This is a genomic window from Halomonas sp. DP8Y7-1, from assembly GCF_019801685.1.
Classification (GTDB): Bacteria; Pseudomonadota; Gammaproteobacteria; order Pseudomonadales; family Halomonadaceae; genus Halomonas; species Halomonas litopenaei_A.
The window spans coordinates 1-14,832 of record NZ_JAHVIN010000011.1; the positions used below are offsets into that span (position 1 = coordinate 1).

The window sequence follows — 14,832 nt, forward strand, 5'->3', positions numbered from 1 at the left end:
GTTGTATTACCGTCAGAGGCCGCGGCGACGCACGATCAATACGGAGCTAACCAAGAGAGTGAAGCTTGCGCTGGAGCAGTTCCCCACCTACGGCTATCGCCGTCTGGCGTGCGTCCTGGGGGAGAACCGCAAGCCGATCCAACGCATCTTGCAGCTCAAAGGCTGGCAGGTGCGCAAGCGGCCCCAAGGCTTCCGGCCGCGTGCCCGGAGCCTGCCGTCCGCCGCCTCTCGGCCTAATGAGCGTTGGGCCACCGACCTCACCCATGTGTGGTGCGGTAAGGATCGGCGGGCCAGCCTGGCGGTGATCATCGACTGTTGCACCCGAGAGATCCTTGGCTGGCGATTATCGGACAACGGCAGCAGCAAGACGGCTGAAGCAGCGCTGGAAGAAGCTCTGGTACATCGATTCGGCGCACTGGGCCGGATTCATCAACCGCTGGCCCTGCGCTCTGACAACGGCCTCGTTTTCAGCAGTCGGCACTAGACGGCGACAGTGAAGGCCTACGGGCTCACACAAGAATTCACGACGCCCTACACCCCGGAGCAAAACGGCCTGGTCGAGCGCTTCTTCCGGTCCCTGAAGGAAGAATGCATCTGGCAGCACAGGTTCGAGTCGCTGGGCCAGGCCCGAGCAGTAATCAGCCGCTGGATCCGGCACTACAACGAAGAGCGGCCACATCAGTCTCTAGGCTATGTGGCACCCCGAGCACACCCGTCATTAGCGGCGTAGGGTGTGCAGAAACCAGGGGGTCATTATAAAGTCACGGTGGCCGACATGGAGTGTCTCGCTTTGGTCAACTTTTTTAAAATAGGTAAGTTGACGGACAGGATAGGGCGTTTGACCCGCCTGTCAACCTGCAGGCTCGCTGAAGTTGACCACGTGCTGGCCAGGTGGTTGCCACAGCGCTGCCCCTGGTGCTTGTCGCCGCATCTGGCCGTTGAGCTAGGAGCCGGACCCCGGATGCCGTTGTGCCGACGCTGTCAGGCCTGCCTGGCGTGGAACGTGGCGCCCTGCGAGCGTTGTGCAGAACCCTTGGCGCCAGCCCTGGAGGCAAGGCCAGACGGGACCCGCCTGTGTGGGCGCTGCTTGACCGCCCCCCTCGCGCTGGACACGGTAGTAGCGCCACTGATCTACCGTGACGAGATTCGCCGGTTGGTCCAGCGCTTCAAGGCTGGGGCCCATCGGCCCAGCGCACATCAGTTGATCGCACTGTTTCTGTGGGCCCTGGAGGCACGCGAAACGACGGTTCCGGATGTCTTGATGGGCGTGCCGAGACATCGGCAACGGGCGCGTGAGCAGGGCTTCGACCAGAGCGAATGGTTGGCTTCCGAGCTTGGTAGGCGCTTGGGCTTGCCGGTGACCCGTGGTCAGCGGCGGCGCAATGACCCGCCTCAGCACACCCTGACGGCGAGTGCCAGACGACGTCAGGTGAAGGGCATGTTCGACGTGGCGGGTCCCATGCCTCGCCATGTGGTGCTGGTCGACGACGTGATGACGACGGGCGCCACTCTCTCGCGCCTGGCCAGTGCGTGCCGAGACGCCGGTGCCGAGCGAGTCGATGCCTGGGTAATGGCCAGGACGCCGCCACCCTGGCTCTGTTAAGCTGCCGCGGTCGTTTCCCACCTGCGCGCTGGAGTCTCCATGAGTACCTCGACCCCCTTCCATGAACTGTCGCCCCAGCGCGTCGTAGACGCGATCGAGTCCCTGGGGTTCTGGCTATCGGGTGAGCCCTTCGCGCTGAACAGCTACGAGAATCGCGTCTACCTGGTCAGAGATGAAGAGGGCGGACGCTGGGTGGCCAAATTCTACCGCCCCGGTCGTCTCTCATCGCAGGCGATACAGGAAGAGCACGCCTTTCTGGCAGAGCTCGAGGCGGCTCAGGTGAACGTCGCCGCGCCCTGGTGCGATGATGCGGGTAATAGCCTGCACGAGGTCGACGGGCAGCGGCTGGCACTGTTCCCCCACCTGCCGGGTCAGGCACCCGAGCTGGAGAATCCTGATCATCTGTTCGCGCTCGGAGAATTGATTGGCAGGGTCCACGAGGTGGGGCGCCGCGGACGCTTTATGCACCGCGCACAGCTGGTGCCATCGATTATGGCGGAGCAAGCCCGCGAGACGATTCTTGGCAGCGACTGGTTGAGCCAGCGTCAGCGCGACAGCTATGCCTCGGTAGCAAAGACGCTGGTAGCCACCCTGGCGCGCTTCGATGATGCGGCAGGGGCTGCGTTGCGCGTCCATGGCGACTGCCATGTCGGCAACATGCTGGGACGAGACGATCACTTTGCCTTGGTCGACTTCGATGATGCGCTGATGGCGCCGGCGGTACAGGATCTGTGGATGTTGTTTACTGCCCAGGCTCCCGAGGAGAGGACGCAGCAGCTGTCCGAGGTGATCGAAGGGTACGAACAGGTGTTGCCGTTTGAGCGTGGCGAACTGGCGTTGATAGAACCGCTGAGGACGCTGCGCGTGATGCGTCACAGCGCCTGGCTGGTGGGGCGTTGGGAAGACCCGGCCTTTCCCCGAGCGTTTCCCTGGGTGGCGGATCACGGCTACTGGGATGAGCATATCCGCCAGCTGGAGCAGCAGCGCCTGGCGCTGTCCGACAAGGAGCGCTGGTTGGCCGGAGGCTGACGGCGTTGTTCGGTCGGCAGGCGCGGGAGCAGTGATGCCAGCCTCCCGCGCTTTACGACGGCGGCGGAGGTGAGGTCTAGTCGCCGGTCTCGTTGTTGCCTTCGGCTTCGCCGTCGGCCTCAGTACGGGGGCCTGTGCGGCGTCGCTCGGCATTCAGCTCGGCTGAAGGGTTGGGCATCTGCTCGATGTCGAGGGCGTGGGTGAGTTCCAGCTGGAAGACGTGGTTCGCCTCAAGCTCACAGCCGTTGTCATCACAGGCATCGAGCCCGAACTGGCCGTCCGTGTCATAGGCGCCCGCCACCAATTCTCCCGAATAGATGTGGCTGTCTCCCCCCTCGGTCTCCACGCAGGTCAACGCCTGTGTAGTGATTCTCAGGCGATCCCCGTCACGCTTGGCATCCCCCACCAGAACACAATAGTGCGGCAGATCGGTGCGGCCGCTGGCGTCGCTTGCGGGGGTCAGCATGACGTCGTGAAGCTGGTCCTGGGCGCCGTCCAGTGCGATGCCGTCGATCGTGGTGACGTCGATGCGAGATTGGGCGGGCAGGGCCAGACTGTCGGCCTGGGCGGTGGCGGCAAGCGCCATGCCGACGCAGGCGAGAGATGACAGAAGGGCAATAGACAATGATGAAGGCCGGGACATCAGGCGGCGGCAGGACATAGGCGTTTCTCGCAGAAGATCGTACAGGGCAGGCGCTGTACTCATAAGCGCACCGTGATTGATCCAGAACCGCGCTCGCTACCTAACCTTGCTCGCTAACGAGCCGCGATGGGATCAAGAACCGTGCTGACGAAAGCATCTTTCCGAAGAATGAGTCTGAGCGAAGTGGTCTCTGGACGTTGGCCTGTCCCAGCCACCCCACATGGCGGTTCGACGATAGCACAGCGCTGACAGCGGGGCAGCCACCACGACCGTTACGCGACACTGTGTCACGTTATCGGCGCCGGCAATGACGAGCATCCGGGCACCTCGACGCTAGCGGGTCGCGCAGGCCTGGGCTGTCGTTTGGCGTCTCCCCGACGTCATGCATCGTGGATATCGAACGGTAGGTTTGGCGAGCGGCCATCGCGAACTGCGACGAAGCGCCGGCTGCGGTAGACTTATGGGCACGAATCAGCAATAGTTGTATTTTAAACACTCAACGTACAGGTCTTGTATAGCTGGGAGCGACATTCCCGGCATGCCTGGGCGTCTCCCCTGAAGGGCTGGATCATGACTGAAGCACTCGCCAATCACTATCGACACATCATTGAGGAGCTGGGCGAGGACCCGGAGCGGGAGGGGCTTGTCGACACGCCCAAGCGAGCCGCCAAGGCGATGCAGTTTCTCAATCGTGGCTACACTCAGTCGCTGGAAGAGATCGTCAATGGGGCCGTGTTCTCCTCGGAGACAGATGAGATGGTGCTGGTCAAGGATATCGAGCTCTACTCGATGTGCGAGCACCACTTGCTGCCCTTCATCGGCAAGTGCCACATCGCCTACCTGCCTCAAGGTAAGGTGCTGGGGCTTTCCAAGTTTGCCCGGATCGTCGACATGTATGCCCGACGCATGCAGATCCAGGAGAACCTGACACGTCAGATTGCAGATGCGGTCCAGCAGGTGACCGGTGCCAAAGGGGTGGCAGTGGTGGTGGAAGCCCGCCATCTGTGCATGATGATGCGTGGTGTGGAAAAGCAGAATTCCAGCATGACATCCTCGGTGATGCTGGGTGCCTTCCGCGAAAAGGCCAGCACACGCCAGGAGTTTCTGACGCTGGTCAGTGGCCGCTGATACCAGCCGCCGTCGTCAACCTGCCTCGAACACGGGAGGGGCCATGTCTCTGCACGTTCTGGGGGATCAGCATCTAGATCACGATCTCGCCACCATTCGCATCAAGAATCTGCGGTTGCGCACCTACATCGGTATCAAGGAGGAGGAGATCCTCAATCGCCAGGATGTGGTGATCAACGCCGTCATTCGCTACCGTGCGGACAAGGCCGTTGCGTTTAACCACATTGAACAGGCCTTGAACTACCGCACGATCACCAAGGAAGTCATCGCCCTGGTGGAAGGCAATCGCTTTCAATTGCTTGAGCGCATGACCCGTGAGGTGCTCGACCTGATCATGAGTCACGAGCAGGTGTTGACCACCCAGGTCGAGATCGACAAGCCCCACGCGCTGCGGTTTGCGGACTCTGTTTCGATCACCCTGTCAGCATCCCGCGCCGCGGATGCGACGTCGACGTGATGCCAGTGTGATACGGGTTGGCGATCCGCCGGTGAAGCGCTTAGCATGAAAGTGATGTTCCTTTCGCCATATCGCCAGGAGGCTAAATGAAAGCCCTACAGGAAATGCCGCTGTATCGCCCCTTCGCCTACATTGATGGCAGTTGGGTGGCAGCCGACAGCGGGGATCAGATCGAGGTCGTCAATCCGGCCAATGGCGAGGTCATCGCGCAAGTGCCACGTCTTGGCCGGGCCGAGACGGAGACCGCTATCGGAGCGGCCGAGGCCGCCTTGCCGGCCTGGCGGTCGCTGACCGCACAAGAACGTGCGGACATCCTGATGAAATGGTACGAGCTGATGCTCGAGCATCAGGACGAGCTTGCGACCATCATGACCCTTGAGCAGGGCAAGCCGCTCAAGGAAGCCGCTGGTGAGATCGTCTACGCCGCCAGCTTCCTGCGCTGGTTTGCCGAGGAAGGCCGCCGCGTCTATGGCGAGACGATTCCAGCGGTGAAGTCCAGCCAGCGCATCGTGGTCACCAAGCAGCCGGTAGGCGTCTGTGGCGCGATTACCCCATGGAACTTCCCGGCCGCCATGATTACGCGCAAGGCCGGGGCTGCCTTGGCGGCGGGCTGTACCATCGTGGTCAAGCCGGCCAGTCAGACCCCCTTGTCGGCCACTGCGCTGGCGCTGCTGGCCGAGCGTGCGGGAGTGCCGCGTGGCGTGTTCAATGTGGTGCCGGGTTCGGCCAGCGAGATCGCCGCTGCGCTGACCGAGTCGCCGGTTGTGCGCAAGATCACCTTTACCGGGTCGACCGAAGTTGGCCGTACGCTGATGGCCCAGGCGGCCCAGAATATCCAGAAGGTGTCGCTGGAACTGGGCGGCAACGCGCCGTTCATCGTGTTCGAGGATGCGGATCTGGACGCTGCGGTCAGTGGTGCCATGGCGGCCAAATTCCGAAATGCCGGTCAGACCTGCGTCTGCACCAACCGCTTCCTGGTCCAGTCGAGCGTGGTGAACGCGTTCAGCGAGAAGCTCGCGGTGGCAATGAACAGCGAGCTTCAGGTTGGCGACGGGACCGAGGACGGCGTCAATATTGGTCCGCTGATCGACGAAAATGCCGTCAGCAAGGTCAATGAGCATGTTCAGGATGCGGTCGACAAGGGCGCCGAGCTGTGGATTGGCGGTCATCCTCATCCCTTGGGCGGCAACTACTTCACACCGACCCTGGTCAGTGGCGCCAGCAGCGAAATGAAGGTGGCGCGAGAAGAAACCTTCGGCCCATTGGCGGCGGTGTTTCCCTTCGATGACGAGGAAGACGCGGTTGCCCTGGCCAACGATACCGAATTTGGGCTTGCCGCCTACTTCTACTCGAAGGACCTGGGCCGCGTATGGCGGGTTGCCGATGCACTTGAGTACGGTATGGTCGGCATCAACACTGGCTTGATTTCCAATGCTGCGGCCCCGTTTGGCGGAGTCAAGGCGTCAGGTCTGGGGCGCGAAGGCGGTCACCAGGGCCTGGCCGAGTTCCTCGAAACCAAGTACCTGTGCATGGACATCGGTGAGTGACGTCAAACTGAGCGGCCGTGAGCGATAGCGGCCGCTTCCCTGACGCTCAATAAAAGGGCCTCGACGCATGCGTCGAGGCCCTTTTATTGAGTGCAGGCAGGCACCGTCGCCGGTGCCCGCGTAGCGCACGCCACCCGTTGAGGTGGCGGGTAGCTGCCTTCAGTGGCGGAAGTGACGCATGCCGGTAAATACCATGGCGATGCCGGCCTCATTGGCGGCGTCAATCACTTCCTGGTCGCGCATCGAGCCGCCAGGCTGAATGACGGCGGTAATGCCGGCACTGGCGGCGGCATCGATGCCATCCCGGAACGGGAAGAAGGCGTCTGAGGCCATGACCGAGCCGGGCACCGAGAGTCCTTCGTCGGCCGCCTTGATGCCGGCGATACGAGCGGAGTAGACGCGGCTCATCTGGCCTGCGCCCACGCCGATGGTCTGACCATCCTTGGCGTAGACGATGGCGTTGGACTTGACGTACTTGGCCACCTTCCAGGCGAAGGCCAGGTCACGCATTTCCTGCTCGCTGGGCACCCGCTCGGACACCACGGTCAAATCGTCGCGCTCGACCATGCCAAGGTCACGATCCTGGACCAGCAGACCACCGGTGACGCGCTTGAGGTCGTGGGCAGCGAGCTGCTCGCCGGGCCAGTGAGCGCTGATATCCAGCAGTCGCACGTTCTTCTTCTCGGCGACGATGGCGATGGCGTCGTCACTCACCCCTGGGGCGATGATGACTTCAACGAACTGACGATCGATGATCGCGCGGGCGGTGTCTGCATCCAGCGGCACGTTGAAGGCGATGATGCCGCCAAAGGCGCTGGTCGGGTCGGTGGCGAAGGCCTTGTCATAGGCTTCGCGCGCGCTGGCGCCTACGGCCACGCCACAGGGGTTGGCGTGCTTGACGATGACACATGCAGTGTCAGCAAAGCTCTTCACGCACTCGAGTGCGGCGTCCGTGTCAGCCACGTTGTTGAACGACAGCGGTTTGCCCTGCAGGGTCACCGCGGTGGAGACGCTCGGCTCGCTGGCGTTGTCTTCCACGTAGAAGGCCGCCTGCTGGTGAGGGTTCTCGCCGTAGCGCATCGACTGCTTCTTGGTGAGCTGCAGGTTGTAGGTGCGCGGGAAGCCGTCATCGCTACCTTCGACCAGGCGTCCCAGGTAGTCGGCAATGGCACCGTCGTAGCCTGCGGTGTGCTCGAATGCCTTGACGGCCAGGTCGAAACGCGTGGGCTGGGTGACGGCCCCTGCGTTGTCGCGCATTTCAGCAATCACTCGGCCATAGTCCGCCGCGTTGACCACGATGCTGGTATGGGCATGGTTCTTGGCGCAGGAACGCACCATGGTGGGGCCACCGATATCGATGTTCTCGATGGCATCCTCGAGACGACAGTCCGGGCGGGCGATCGTGGCAGCGAAGGGGTAGAGGTTGACGACCACCATGTCGATAGGGGCGATGTCATGTTGTTGCATGACGGCATCGTCCTGTCCGCGCCGACCCAGGATGCCACCGTGAATCTTGGGGTGCAGCGTCTTGACCCGGCCGTCCATGATCTCCGGGAAACCGGTGTGCTCCGAGACTTCCGTCACGGCAATGGCGTTGTCGGCCAGCAGGCGGTAGGTGCCGCCGGTGGAGAGCAGTTCGACCCCCATATCGGACAGGGCGCGGGCGAAATCGACGATGCCGGTCTTGTCCGACACGCTGATCAGGGCGCGGCGAACGGGGAGGGGAGAGGACTGGGCCATGGGAAGGTCTCTATTGCGAGGAAAAACGATAGGGCGAGAAAAGGGAGCCGTCAGGCTCCCTCGAATCGGTCTAGATCAGGTCGTATTGCTTGAGCTTCTTGCGCAGCGTGCCGCGGTTGAGCCCCAGCATCTCAGCCGCCCGGGTTTGATTGCCGCGGGTATAGCTGAGTACCGAAGACAACAAGGGAGCCTCGACCTCCGCCATCACCATGGCATGCAGGTCGGTCACGGTTCCCCCATCCAGGTGATCAAAATAGCGTTCCATGGCGGCAAATACGGCTTCGCGCAGAGGGCGCTCATCGGCGGCCTGAGCCGCTGTCGGCGGGAGGCCGTCGATGGACCGCTCTGAGGTGTCGAGTGGCGAGGCAGATGCCGACTGGTCGATGGGTGGCTGGCTGGTCATGCGGCACGGGTTCCATGGTGTGCCACGGCCCTGGCCACACGCTCCGCGGCGGTAGCTGGGTCGTGACGAAAAAGTTCGTCGATAAAGTCTTGCTGGCCCTGGACCGACGTCAGGCCATTGAAGGTGGCCTTCAGCGCGCGGCGACTATCGTCATCCAGACGCTGATCGCTGGACAGGTACCATCCCAGGTGCTTGCGCGCGATTTTCACGCCCATATGCTCGCCGTAGAAGGCGTGCAGGGCGTTAAGGTGCGCTCCCAACACCTCCCGGCGCTCATCATCGGTCGCCGGTGGCAGTAGCTCGTCATGCGCCAGATAGTGAGCGATTTCGCGGAAAATCCAGGGGTTGCCCTGGGCCCCGCGGCCAACCATCACGGCATCTGCACCAGTATAGTCGAGCACGCGGCGTGCCTTTAGCGGGTCGGTGATATCGCCATTGGCGAACACCGGGATGCGAATCCTCGATGCGACCTCGGCAATGGTGTCGTATTCCGCGTCGCCCTGGTAGCGCTGCTGACGATGGCGGCCATGCACCGCCAAGGCCTGGATCCCCGCGTTCTCGGCCAGCGTCGCAATGCGTACCGCATTGTTGCTGTCCTCGCACCAGCCGGTGCGGATCTTCAGGGTCACCGGTATGTCCACGGCAGCGACCACCGCGTCGAGAATCTCGGCCACCAGCGCTTCGTCACGAAGAAGGGCTGAGCCGGCAGCCTTGTTGCAGACTTTCTTGGCCGGGCATCCCATGTTGATGTCGATGATTTCGGCACCCTGCTCGGCATTCAGCCGAGCGGCGGTAGCGAGCATCTCGGCGTCGCCTCCAGCGATCTGCACCGCCCGTGGTCCGGGTTCGCCGCGGTGATCCATGCGCAGCCGTGACTTTCTGGTATGCCACAGGTTGGGGTCAGAGGTGACCATCTCGCCCACGACCAGGCCTGCTCCCAGCTGTCGACACAAGGCACGAAAGGGCCTGTCGGTCACGCCCGCCATAGGCGCAAGAATCACCGGGCTGGCCAGCTTGTGCGGGCCTATCCAGGTGTCCTGACGGGGCGTGGTCCGGCGAGCTGAAGGCTGGCTGACCTGTGGCTGGTGACTGGGACGTTGGTCTGACATGGGCGTTGCCGTCGTTCCGGGGCTGCATATCATACGCCTCGAAGGCGCCTTGGTGAAGGCATCAACGAGGCGTTTTCCTGATCAAACGCTGGGAGTGACCAGGGTCATCAATGTTCAGCGAGTCTCTGGGCGATAACCGGTCAGGCGTACCCAGCCGTCGCGCAGCTCAGGATCGTCCATGTAGAGCCCTTGATCGCGGTAAGCGTCGATGACCTCATCGGCCTGGGCCTCAAGGATGCCGGAGAGCGCCAGTCGGCCTCCGGGAGCGACATGGCCTGCGATGGTAGGGGCCAGTTCAACCAGAGGGCCAGCCAGTATGTTGGCCAGTACCAGCGGAAAGGTCTCACCCCCCATCTGTTCCGGATAGCGCAGCGTCAGGCGTGAGGCCTCGATAGCGTTACGCTCGGCGTTGTCGCGGCTGGCGGTCAGCGCCTGGGGGTCGATGTCGGTGGCCACGGCACTGGCGGCACCGAGTTTCAGGGCGGCAATGGCGAGGATGCCTGAACCGCAGCCCACATCCAGCAGTTCAACGTCGTCCAGGGCGCCATCAACGGCCAGCCCGTCGAGCCATTCGAGGCACAGCGCTGTGGTGGGGTGGGTGCCGGTGCCGAAGGCCAGTCCGGGGTCGAGGTGCAGGTTCACCGCGTCATCCTCGGGTGGCTGGTGCCAGCTGGGGACGATCCACAGGCGCTGCCCCATGCGCAGAGGCTCGAAGCTGTCCATCCATTCTCTTTCCCAGTCACGATCATCGATCAGTTCGTGAGTGATCGTCGGGCAAGGCTCATCGGGCATCGTTTCCGCCCAGGCCCCGGCCAGCCGCTCCAGCATGTCGGCGAGGCCGTCCAGGTCGTCGTAGAGTCCGGTCAGGACGGTGTGATCCCACAGCGGGGTCGTGCCCCTGTCGGGCTCGAACACCGGGTCGTCTTCGCCGTCCTGCAAGGTGATGGCCGTCGCACCTTCTGCGAGCAGCAGCTCCTCGAGCAGCTCGGCGTGCTGGGGAGGCACCTCGGCCTTGAGTTGGAGCCAGGGCATGGGGGTGTTCCTCGATGTCAGGTAAACGTCAGCGGGGCGGCCGAAGCCGCCCCGCTGTCGCTTGACGTGCGGCGCTAGCTGCCCGTCAAGCGATGGAAGGCCTGGAGTGCGCCGGCCTAGGCCAGCGCTCGCTTAGAGGCCCAGTTTCTTTTCCAGGTAGTGGATGTTGACCCCACCCTGCTGGAAATACCCGTCGCGCACCAGATCCTTGTGCAGATCGGTATTGGTCTTGATACCTTCCACCAGCAGCTCGTCAAGCGCGTTGCGCATGCGTGTCAGCGATGTCTCGCGGTCGGCACCCCAGGTGATCAGCTTGCCGATCAGGGAGTCATAGTGCGGCGGTACGGTGTAGCCCGTGTACAGGTGCGAATCCATGCGCACCCCGAGACCACCCGGGGGATGGTACAGGGTGACCTTGCCAGGAGATGGCATGAAGGTGCGTGCATCCTCGGCATTGATCCGGCACTCGAAGGCGTGGCCGTTCAGCTCGACGTCTTCCTGACGGATCGACAGCGGCAGGCCGGAGGCAATACGCAGCTGCTCGCGGACGATGTCCACGCCGGTGACCATCTCGGTGACCGGGTGCTCCACCTGGACGCGGGTGTTCATCTCGATAAAGAAGAACTCGCCGTCCTCGTACAGGAATTCGAAGGTACCAGCGCCGCGGTAGCCGATCTCGATGCAGGCCTCGCGACAGGCGTCGAGTACCTTGGCCCGTGCATCGGGGTCGAGGCCCGGGGCGGGGGCTTCTTCCAGGACCTTCTGATGGCGCCGCTGCAGCGAGCAGTCGCGATCGTACAGGTGGATGGCGTTACCCTGACCGTCTGCCAGTACCTGAACTTCCACGTGACGCGGCTTCTCCAGGAACTTCTCCATGTAGACCGTGCCATCACCGAAGGCGGCGTGCGCTTCGGTGCGGGTCACGGTCACGGCGGAGACCAGGTGAGCTTCGGTGTGGACGACGCGCATGCCGCGGCCACCGCCGCCAGCTGCGGCCTTGATGATCACCGGGTAGCCGACGCGGCGAGCGGTCGCGATAAGCTCGCCTTCGTCGTCGCTCAGCGGGCCATCAGAGCCCGGTACGGTGGGCACGCCGGCTTTCTTCATCGCGTTGATGGCGCTGACCTTGTCGCCCATCAGGCGGATGGTCTCGGCTTTCGGGCCGATGAAGGTAAAGCCGGAGCGTTCGACCTGTTCGGCGAAGTCGGCGTTCTCGGACAGAAAGCCGTAGCCGGGATGGATCGCGCTGGCGTCGGTGACTTCGGCCGCGCTGATCAGTGAAGGAATGTTGAGGTAAGACTGGGCCGAGGAGGCCGGGCCAATGCACACCGCCTCATCGGCGAGACGCACGTGCATCAGCTCGCGGTCCGCCTTGGAATGCACCGCGACGGTCTTGATCCCGAGCTCCTTGCAGGCGCGCAGGATGCGAAGAGCGATCTCGCCGCGGTTGGCGATTAGAACCTTGTCCAACATGGTGGTGTCCGCCGAAAGTGAATGGTCAGGGAAGGCCAGGGCCTTCTCAGGAGATGACAACCAGGGGCTGGTCGAATTCAACCGGCTCACCGTCTTCGACCAGGATGGCCTCGACGACGCCGTCACGGTCGGCTTCGATCTGGTTCATCATTTTCATCGCTTCGACGATGCAGATGGTGTCGCCCTTGCGCACGCTGGAGCCGACTTCCATGAACGGCTTGGCGCCAGGAGCGGGGGAGCGGTAGAAGGTACCGACCATCGGCGAGACGACCGCCTGGCCCTGATAGCTGGGGCCGCTGTCGGCGCTGGCGGCCGGGGCCTCGGCAGGCGCTGGCGCAGGGGCAGCTGCCGGTGCCGGAGCGGCGGCAGGCCAAGGCTGAGCCGCCGGGGCCGGCTGCCAGCTGCCACCCTGGGGATGACGGCTGATGCGGACCGACTCTTCGCCTTCCTGGATCTCGATTTCGCTGATGTTGGACTCTTCCAGCAGTTCAATCAGCTTCTTGACTTTACGAATATCCATGACGTTGTCTCGATCGTGTGAAGTGTCTGTCAGGCGCTGTAAACCTGACGCAAGTTGTTAGAGATCGCCGCACGTTACCGTTTAATGGCGCCTCTATCGTGTCAGAATTCAGAGTAGTGCGGAGTTTGCCGAAAATTGCGCGGGTTGTCCAGCGAGGCCGAACGGTGTTCGTTCATGGTCTTTCGGCGTCGCTGATGCCGACGCTGCGGGTGTCGCAGTCAGCAGTTCGGTGACCGCGTCGAGGTGCTGCGCGAGGGAGGCGGCGTCAAGCTCGCCCTGTATTCTGGCCTGCCGGATTTCTGTTCCGTTGTGGAAGAACAGCAGGCTGGGAGGGCCGAACAGGCCCAGCTGGTCCAGTAGGGCTCGGCTGTCGGCATTTGACTCGGTCACGTCCACATCGATCCAGCGATAGCCGTCGAGCGCTGCCTGTACCTGCGGATCGGGAAAGACGTCACGCTCCATGATCTTGCAGGAAATGCACCACTCTGCCGTCACGTTGACGAATACGGGCCCCTGGTCCTGGGCAAGGCCCGCCTCAAGCTGATCGAGCCCGGTCACGACCTGGTCGGCGTGGGCCACCGCTTGTGTACCTCCGGCACTACCTGCGTTGGATGGGGAGGTCAGACCCTGCAGCGGCCTGAGCGGGTCGCTTGCGCCGCCGGCAGCACCGACTACCAGGGTGATCCCCCAGACCAGCAGAATGATTCCGAGTCCCTGTCGCACCCGCGGCCAGCCCGTGGGTGAGCGCATGTCCAGAGCCCCCAGCGTCAGTGCTGTACCGGTCGCCAGGCAAGCCCACAACAGCAACGACGCGGTAGCCGGCAACAGGCGTTCCACCAGCCAGATGGCCACCCCCAGCAAGAGAATGCCGAAGGCGGTCTTGACCCCGTTCATCCAGTGGCCAGAGCGTGGCAGCAGGGACGTGCCAAAGCCACCGACCAGCAGCAGAGGAACACCCATGCCGAGGCCGAGGGCCAGCAGGGCCGCACCGCCCACCAGGGCATCGCCGGTGGAGGAAATGAAGACCAGGGCGCCGGCCAGGGGGGCTGAAACGCAGGGAGACACGACCAGCACCGAGAGAGCGCCGGCGGCGGCCAGGCCGAGCGGCCCGCTTTGCTGGGCTCGGCTCTGCCAGGCGTCGATGCGCGAGCCCAGGCGAGAGCCGACACGCAGCTCAAATACGCCGAACATGGCCAGCGCAAACAGGGTGAACAAAAGGGCAAAGACGATCAGTACCGGAGCGGACTGCAGTCTCGCCTGGAGGTTGAGCCCGGCCCCGAACAATCCCATCAGGACGCCGACCAGTGCATAGGTAAAGGCCATGCCTGCGACATAGCTGGCCGACAGCACGAAGGCCCTGCCGCGCCCTGGGTTCTGGCCAACGATGATGGACGACAGAATCGGGATCATCGGCAACACGCAGGGGGTGAAGGTCAGGCCCAGCCCAGCGAGGAAGAACAGGCCAAGCATCAGGGGCAGGCTGGCGTCCTGCATCAACGCACGGAAGTGGCCGTCCTCGCTGAGCGGGGCACTGGCAAAGGCGTTGTCGTCTGCGGCGCTGACGTCGGGATCCGAGGCGCTGGCCGACGGAGTGTCCGCTGACGGAGTGCCTGTGGCCTTTACGGCGTCGGCAAAGGCCGGCGGTGGTTCGGACTCCGGGGCGCTCAAGGTGAGGGTTTCGGGCGGGTAGCACAGCCCCGCATCGGCGCAGCCCTGGAAGGTCAGGGACAGCGGCAGCGGGCCCTGTTGGGGAGCGTTCAGCGGCGCGCTGAAGACGACGCTGTCATAGAAGACATTGACGTCACCCAGAAACTCATCGGTCTTGGCTTCCCCGGGGGGGAGTGTCAGCTCGCCCAGTTCGCCCGAGCCGTCTTGCAGGGCAAGGGCAAAGCGATGGCGGTAGAGATAGTAGCCGTCGGCGTTTTCCATGCCGACATAAACCCGCTCGCCGTCATGCCATGCAGTGGCGCTGAATGCCTCGTGGACGGGCAGGAACTCGTCGGAAGAAGAAGAGAAGAACTGTGCTTGCGCGGTCCAGGGAGCCAGTGACAAGCAGATCACGATGAGTAGGCGTGTGGCGAGGAACACGTCGAATCCTTGTTGACGGTGAGGGTGTCGGGCGCACGTGACGAATGATCAACTGTGGGA

At 63.3% G+C, this 14,832-nt stretch carries 15 protein-coding genes; 7 read left to right on the forward strand and 8 right to left on the reverse strand.

The window, feature by feature from the left end:
* From KUV41_RS13880 to KUV41_RS13895, 4 genes are all read left to right on the forward strand, one after another.
* Positions 1-484 (forward strand): DDE-type integrase/transposase/recombinase (locus KUV41_RS13880; RefSeq protein ID WP_222486568.1); only part of this gene is annotated, 484 nt, incomplete at its 5' end.
* Between the two features lie 9 nt (positions 485-493).
* Entirely contained in the window at positions 494-730 is a 237-nt protein-coding gene (locus KUV41_RS19725; RefSeq protein WP_222486569.1) for an integrase core domain-containing protein, read from the forward strand.
* A gap of 231 nt (positions 731-961) precedes the next feature.
* The gene (locus KUV41_RS13890) at positions 962-1,603 is read left to right on the forward strand and encodes a ComF family protein (protein ID WP_222486570.1); all 642 of its coding nucleotides are present in this window, start codon (positions 962-964) and stop codon (positions 1,601-1,603) included.
* Between the two features lie 39 nt (positions 1,604-1,642).
* Complete coding sequence (locus KUV41_RS13895) at positions 1,643-2,632, forward strand: serine/threonine protein kinase (protein ID WP_222486571.1); 990 nt, start codon at positions 1,643-1,645, stop codon at positions 2,630-2,632.
* Positions 2,633-2,708: 76 nt separating this feature from the next.
* Here KUV41_RS13895 and KUV41_RS13900 read toward each other — a convergent pair whose 3' ends face one another.
* A complete protein-coding gene (locus KUV41_RS13900; RefSeq protein WP_206943324.1) occupies positions 2,709-3,257 on the reverse strand; it encodes a hypothetical protein in 549 nt (182 codons plus the stop codon).
* A 588-nt stretch (positions 3,258-3,845) separates the two neighbouring features.
* On the opposite strand from KUV41_RS13900, the gene folE reads away from it, so the two are divergent.
* The 3 genes from folE to KUV41_RS13915 all read left to right on the forward strand — a co-directional run bounded on the left by folE (position 3,846) and on the right by KUV41_RS13915 (position 6,407).
* The gene (gene folE, locus KUV41_RS13905) at positions 3,846-4,403 is read left to right on the forward strand and encodes a GTP cyclohydrolase I FolE (protein WP_222486572.1); all 558 of its coding nucleotides are present in this window, start codon (positions 3,846-3,848) and stop codon (positions 4,401-4,403) included.
* A 43-nt stretch (positions 4,404-4,446) separates the two neighbouring features.
* Positions 4,447-4,860, forward strand: coding sequence for a dihydroneopterin triphosphate 2'-epimerase (gene folX / locus KUV41_RS13910; RefSeq protein WP_222486118.1), 414 nt, complete (start codon positions 4,447-4,449; stop codon positions 4,858-4,860).
* A gap of 86 nt (positions 4,861-4,946) precedes the next feature.
* Positions 4,947-6,407 carry an NAD-dependent succinate-semialdehyde dehydrogenase gene (locus tag KUV41_RS13915; RefSeq protein ID WP_206943317.1) on the forward strand — a complete coding sequence of 487 codons (1,461 nt, stop codon included), beginning with the start codon at positions 4,947-4,949 and terminating at the stop codon, positions 6,405-6,407.
* A 159-nt stretch (positions 6,408-6,566) separates the two neighbouring features.
* On the opposite strand, the gene purH is transcribed toward KUV41_RS13915, so the two are convergent.
* From purH to dsbD, 7 genes are all read right to left on the reverse strand, one after another.
* Entirely contained in the window at positions 6,567-8,147 is a 1,581-nt protein-coding gene (gene purH / locus KUV41_RS13920; protein WP_222486573.1) for a bifunctional phosphoribosylaminoimidazolecarboxamide formyltransferase/IMP cyclohydrolase, read from the reverse strand.
* 70 nt (positions 8,148-8,217) lie between these two features.
* Complete coding sequence (fis, locus tag KUV41_RS13925; protein ID WP_206943314.1) at positions 8,218-8,550, reverse strand: DNA-binding transcriptional regulator Fis; 333 nt, start codon at positions 8,548-8,550, stop codon at positions 8,218-8,220.
* Positions 8,547-9,659 carry a tRNA dihydrouridine synthase DusB gene (dusB, locus tag KUV41_RS13930; RefSeq protein WP_222486574.1) on the reverse strand — a complete coding sequence of 371 codons (1,113 nt, stop codon included), beginning with the start codon at positions 9,657-9,659 and terminating at the stop codon, positions 8,547-8,549. Before dusB ends, fis begins: the two co-directional genes overlap by 4 nt.
* 114 nt (positions 9,660-9,773) lie before the next feature.
* On the reverse strand, positions 9,774-10,691 hold the full coding sequence (prmA, locus tag KUV41_RS13935; RefSeq protein ID WP_206943312.1) for a 50S ribosomal protein L11 methyltransferase: 918 nt from the start codon (positions 10,689-10,691) through the stop codon (positions 9,774-9,776).
* A gap of 132 nt (positions 10,692-10,823) precedes the next feature.
* Positions 10,824-12,164 carry an acetyl-CoA carboxylase biotin carboxylase subunit gene (gene accC / locus KUV41_RS13940; protein ID WP_222486575.1) on the reverse strand — a complete coding sequence of 447 codons (1,341 nt, stop codon included), beginning with the start codon at positions 12,162-12,164 and terminating at the stop codon, positions 10,824-10,826.
* Positions 12,165-12,210: 46 nt separating this feature from the next.
* Positions 12,211-12,684 (reverse strand): acetyl-CoA carboxylase biotin carboxyl carrier protein, encoded by a 474-nt coding sequence (accB, locus tag KUV41_RS13945; protein WP_206943310.1) that lies wholly within the window; start codon positions 12,682-12,684, stop codon positions 12,211-12,213.
* 108 nt (positions 12,685-12,792) lie between these two features.
* On the reverse strand, positions 12,793-14,772 hold the full coding sequence (dsbD, locus tag KUV41_RS13950) for a protein-disulfide reductase DsbD (protein WP_222486576.1): 1,980 nt from the start codon (positions 14,770-14,772) through the stop codon (positions 12,793-12,795).
* Positions 14,773-14,832 lie beyond the last annotated feature (60 nt).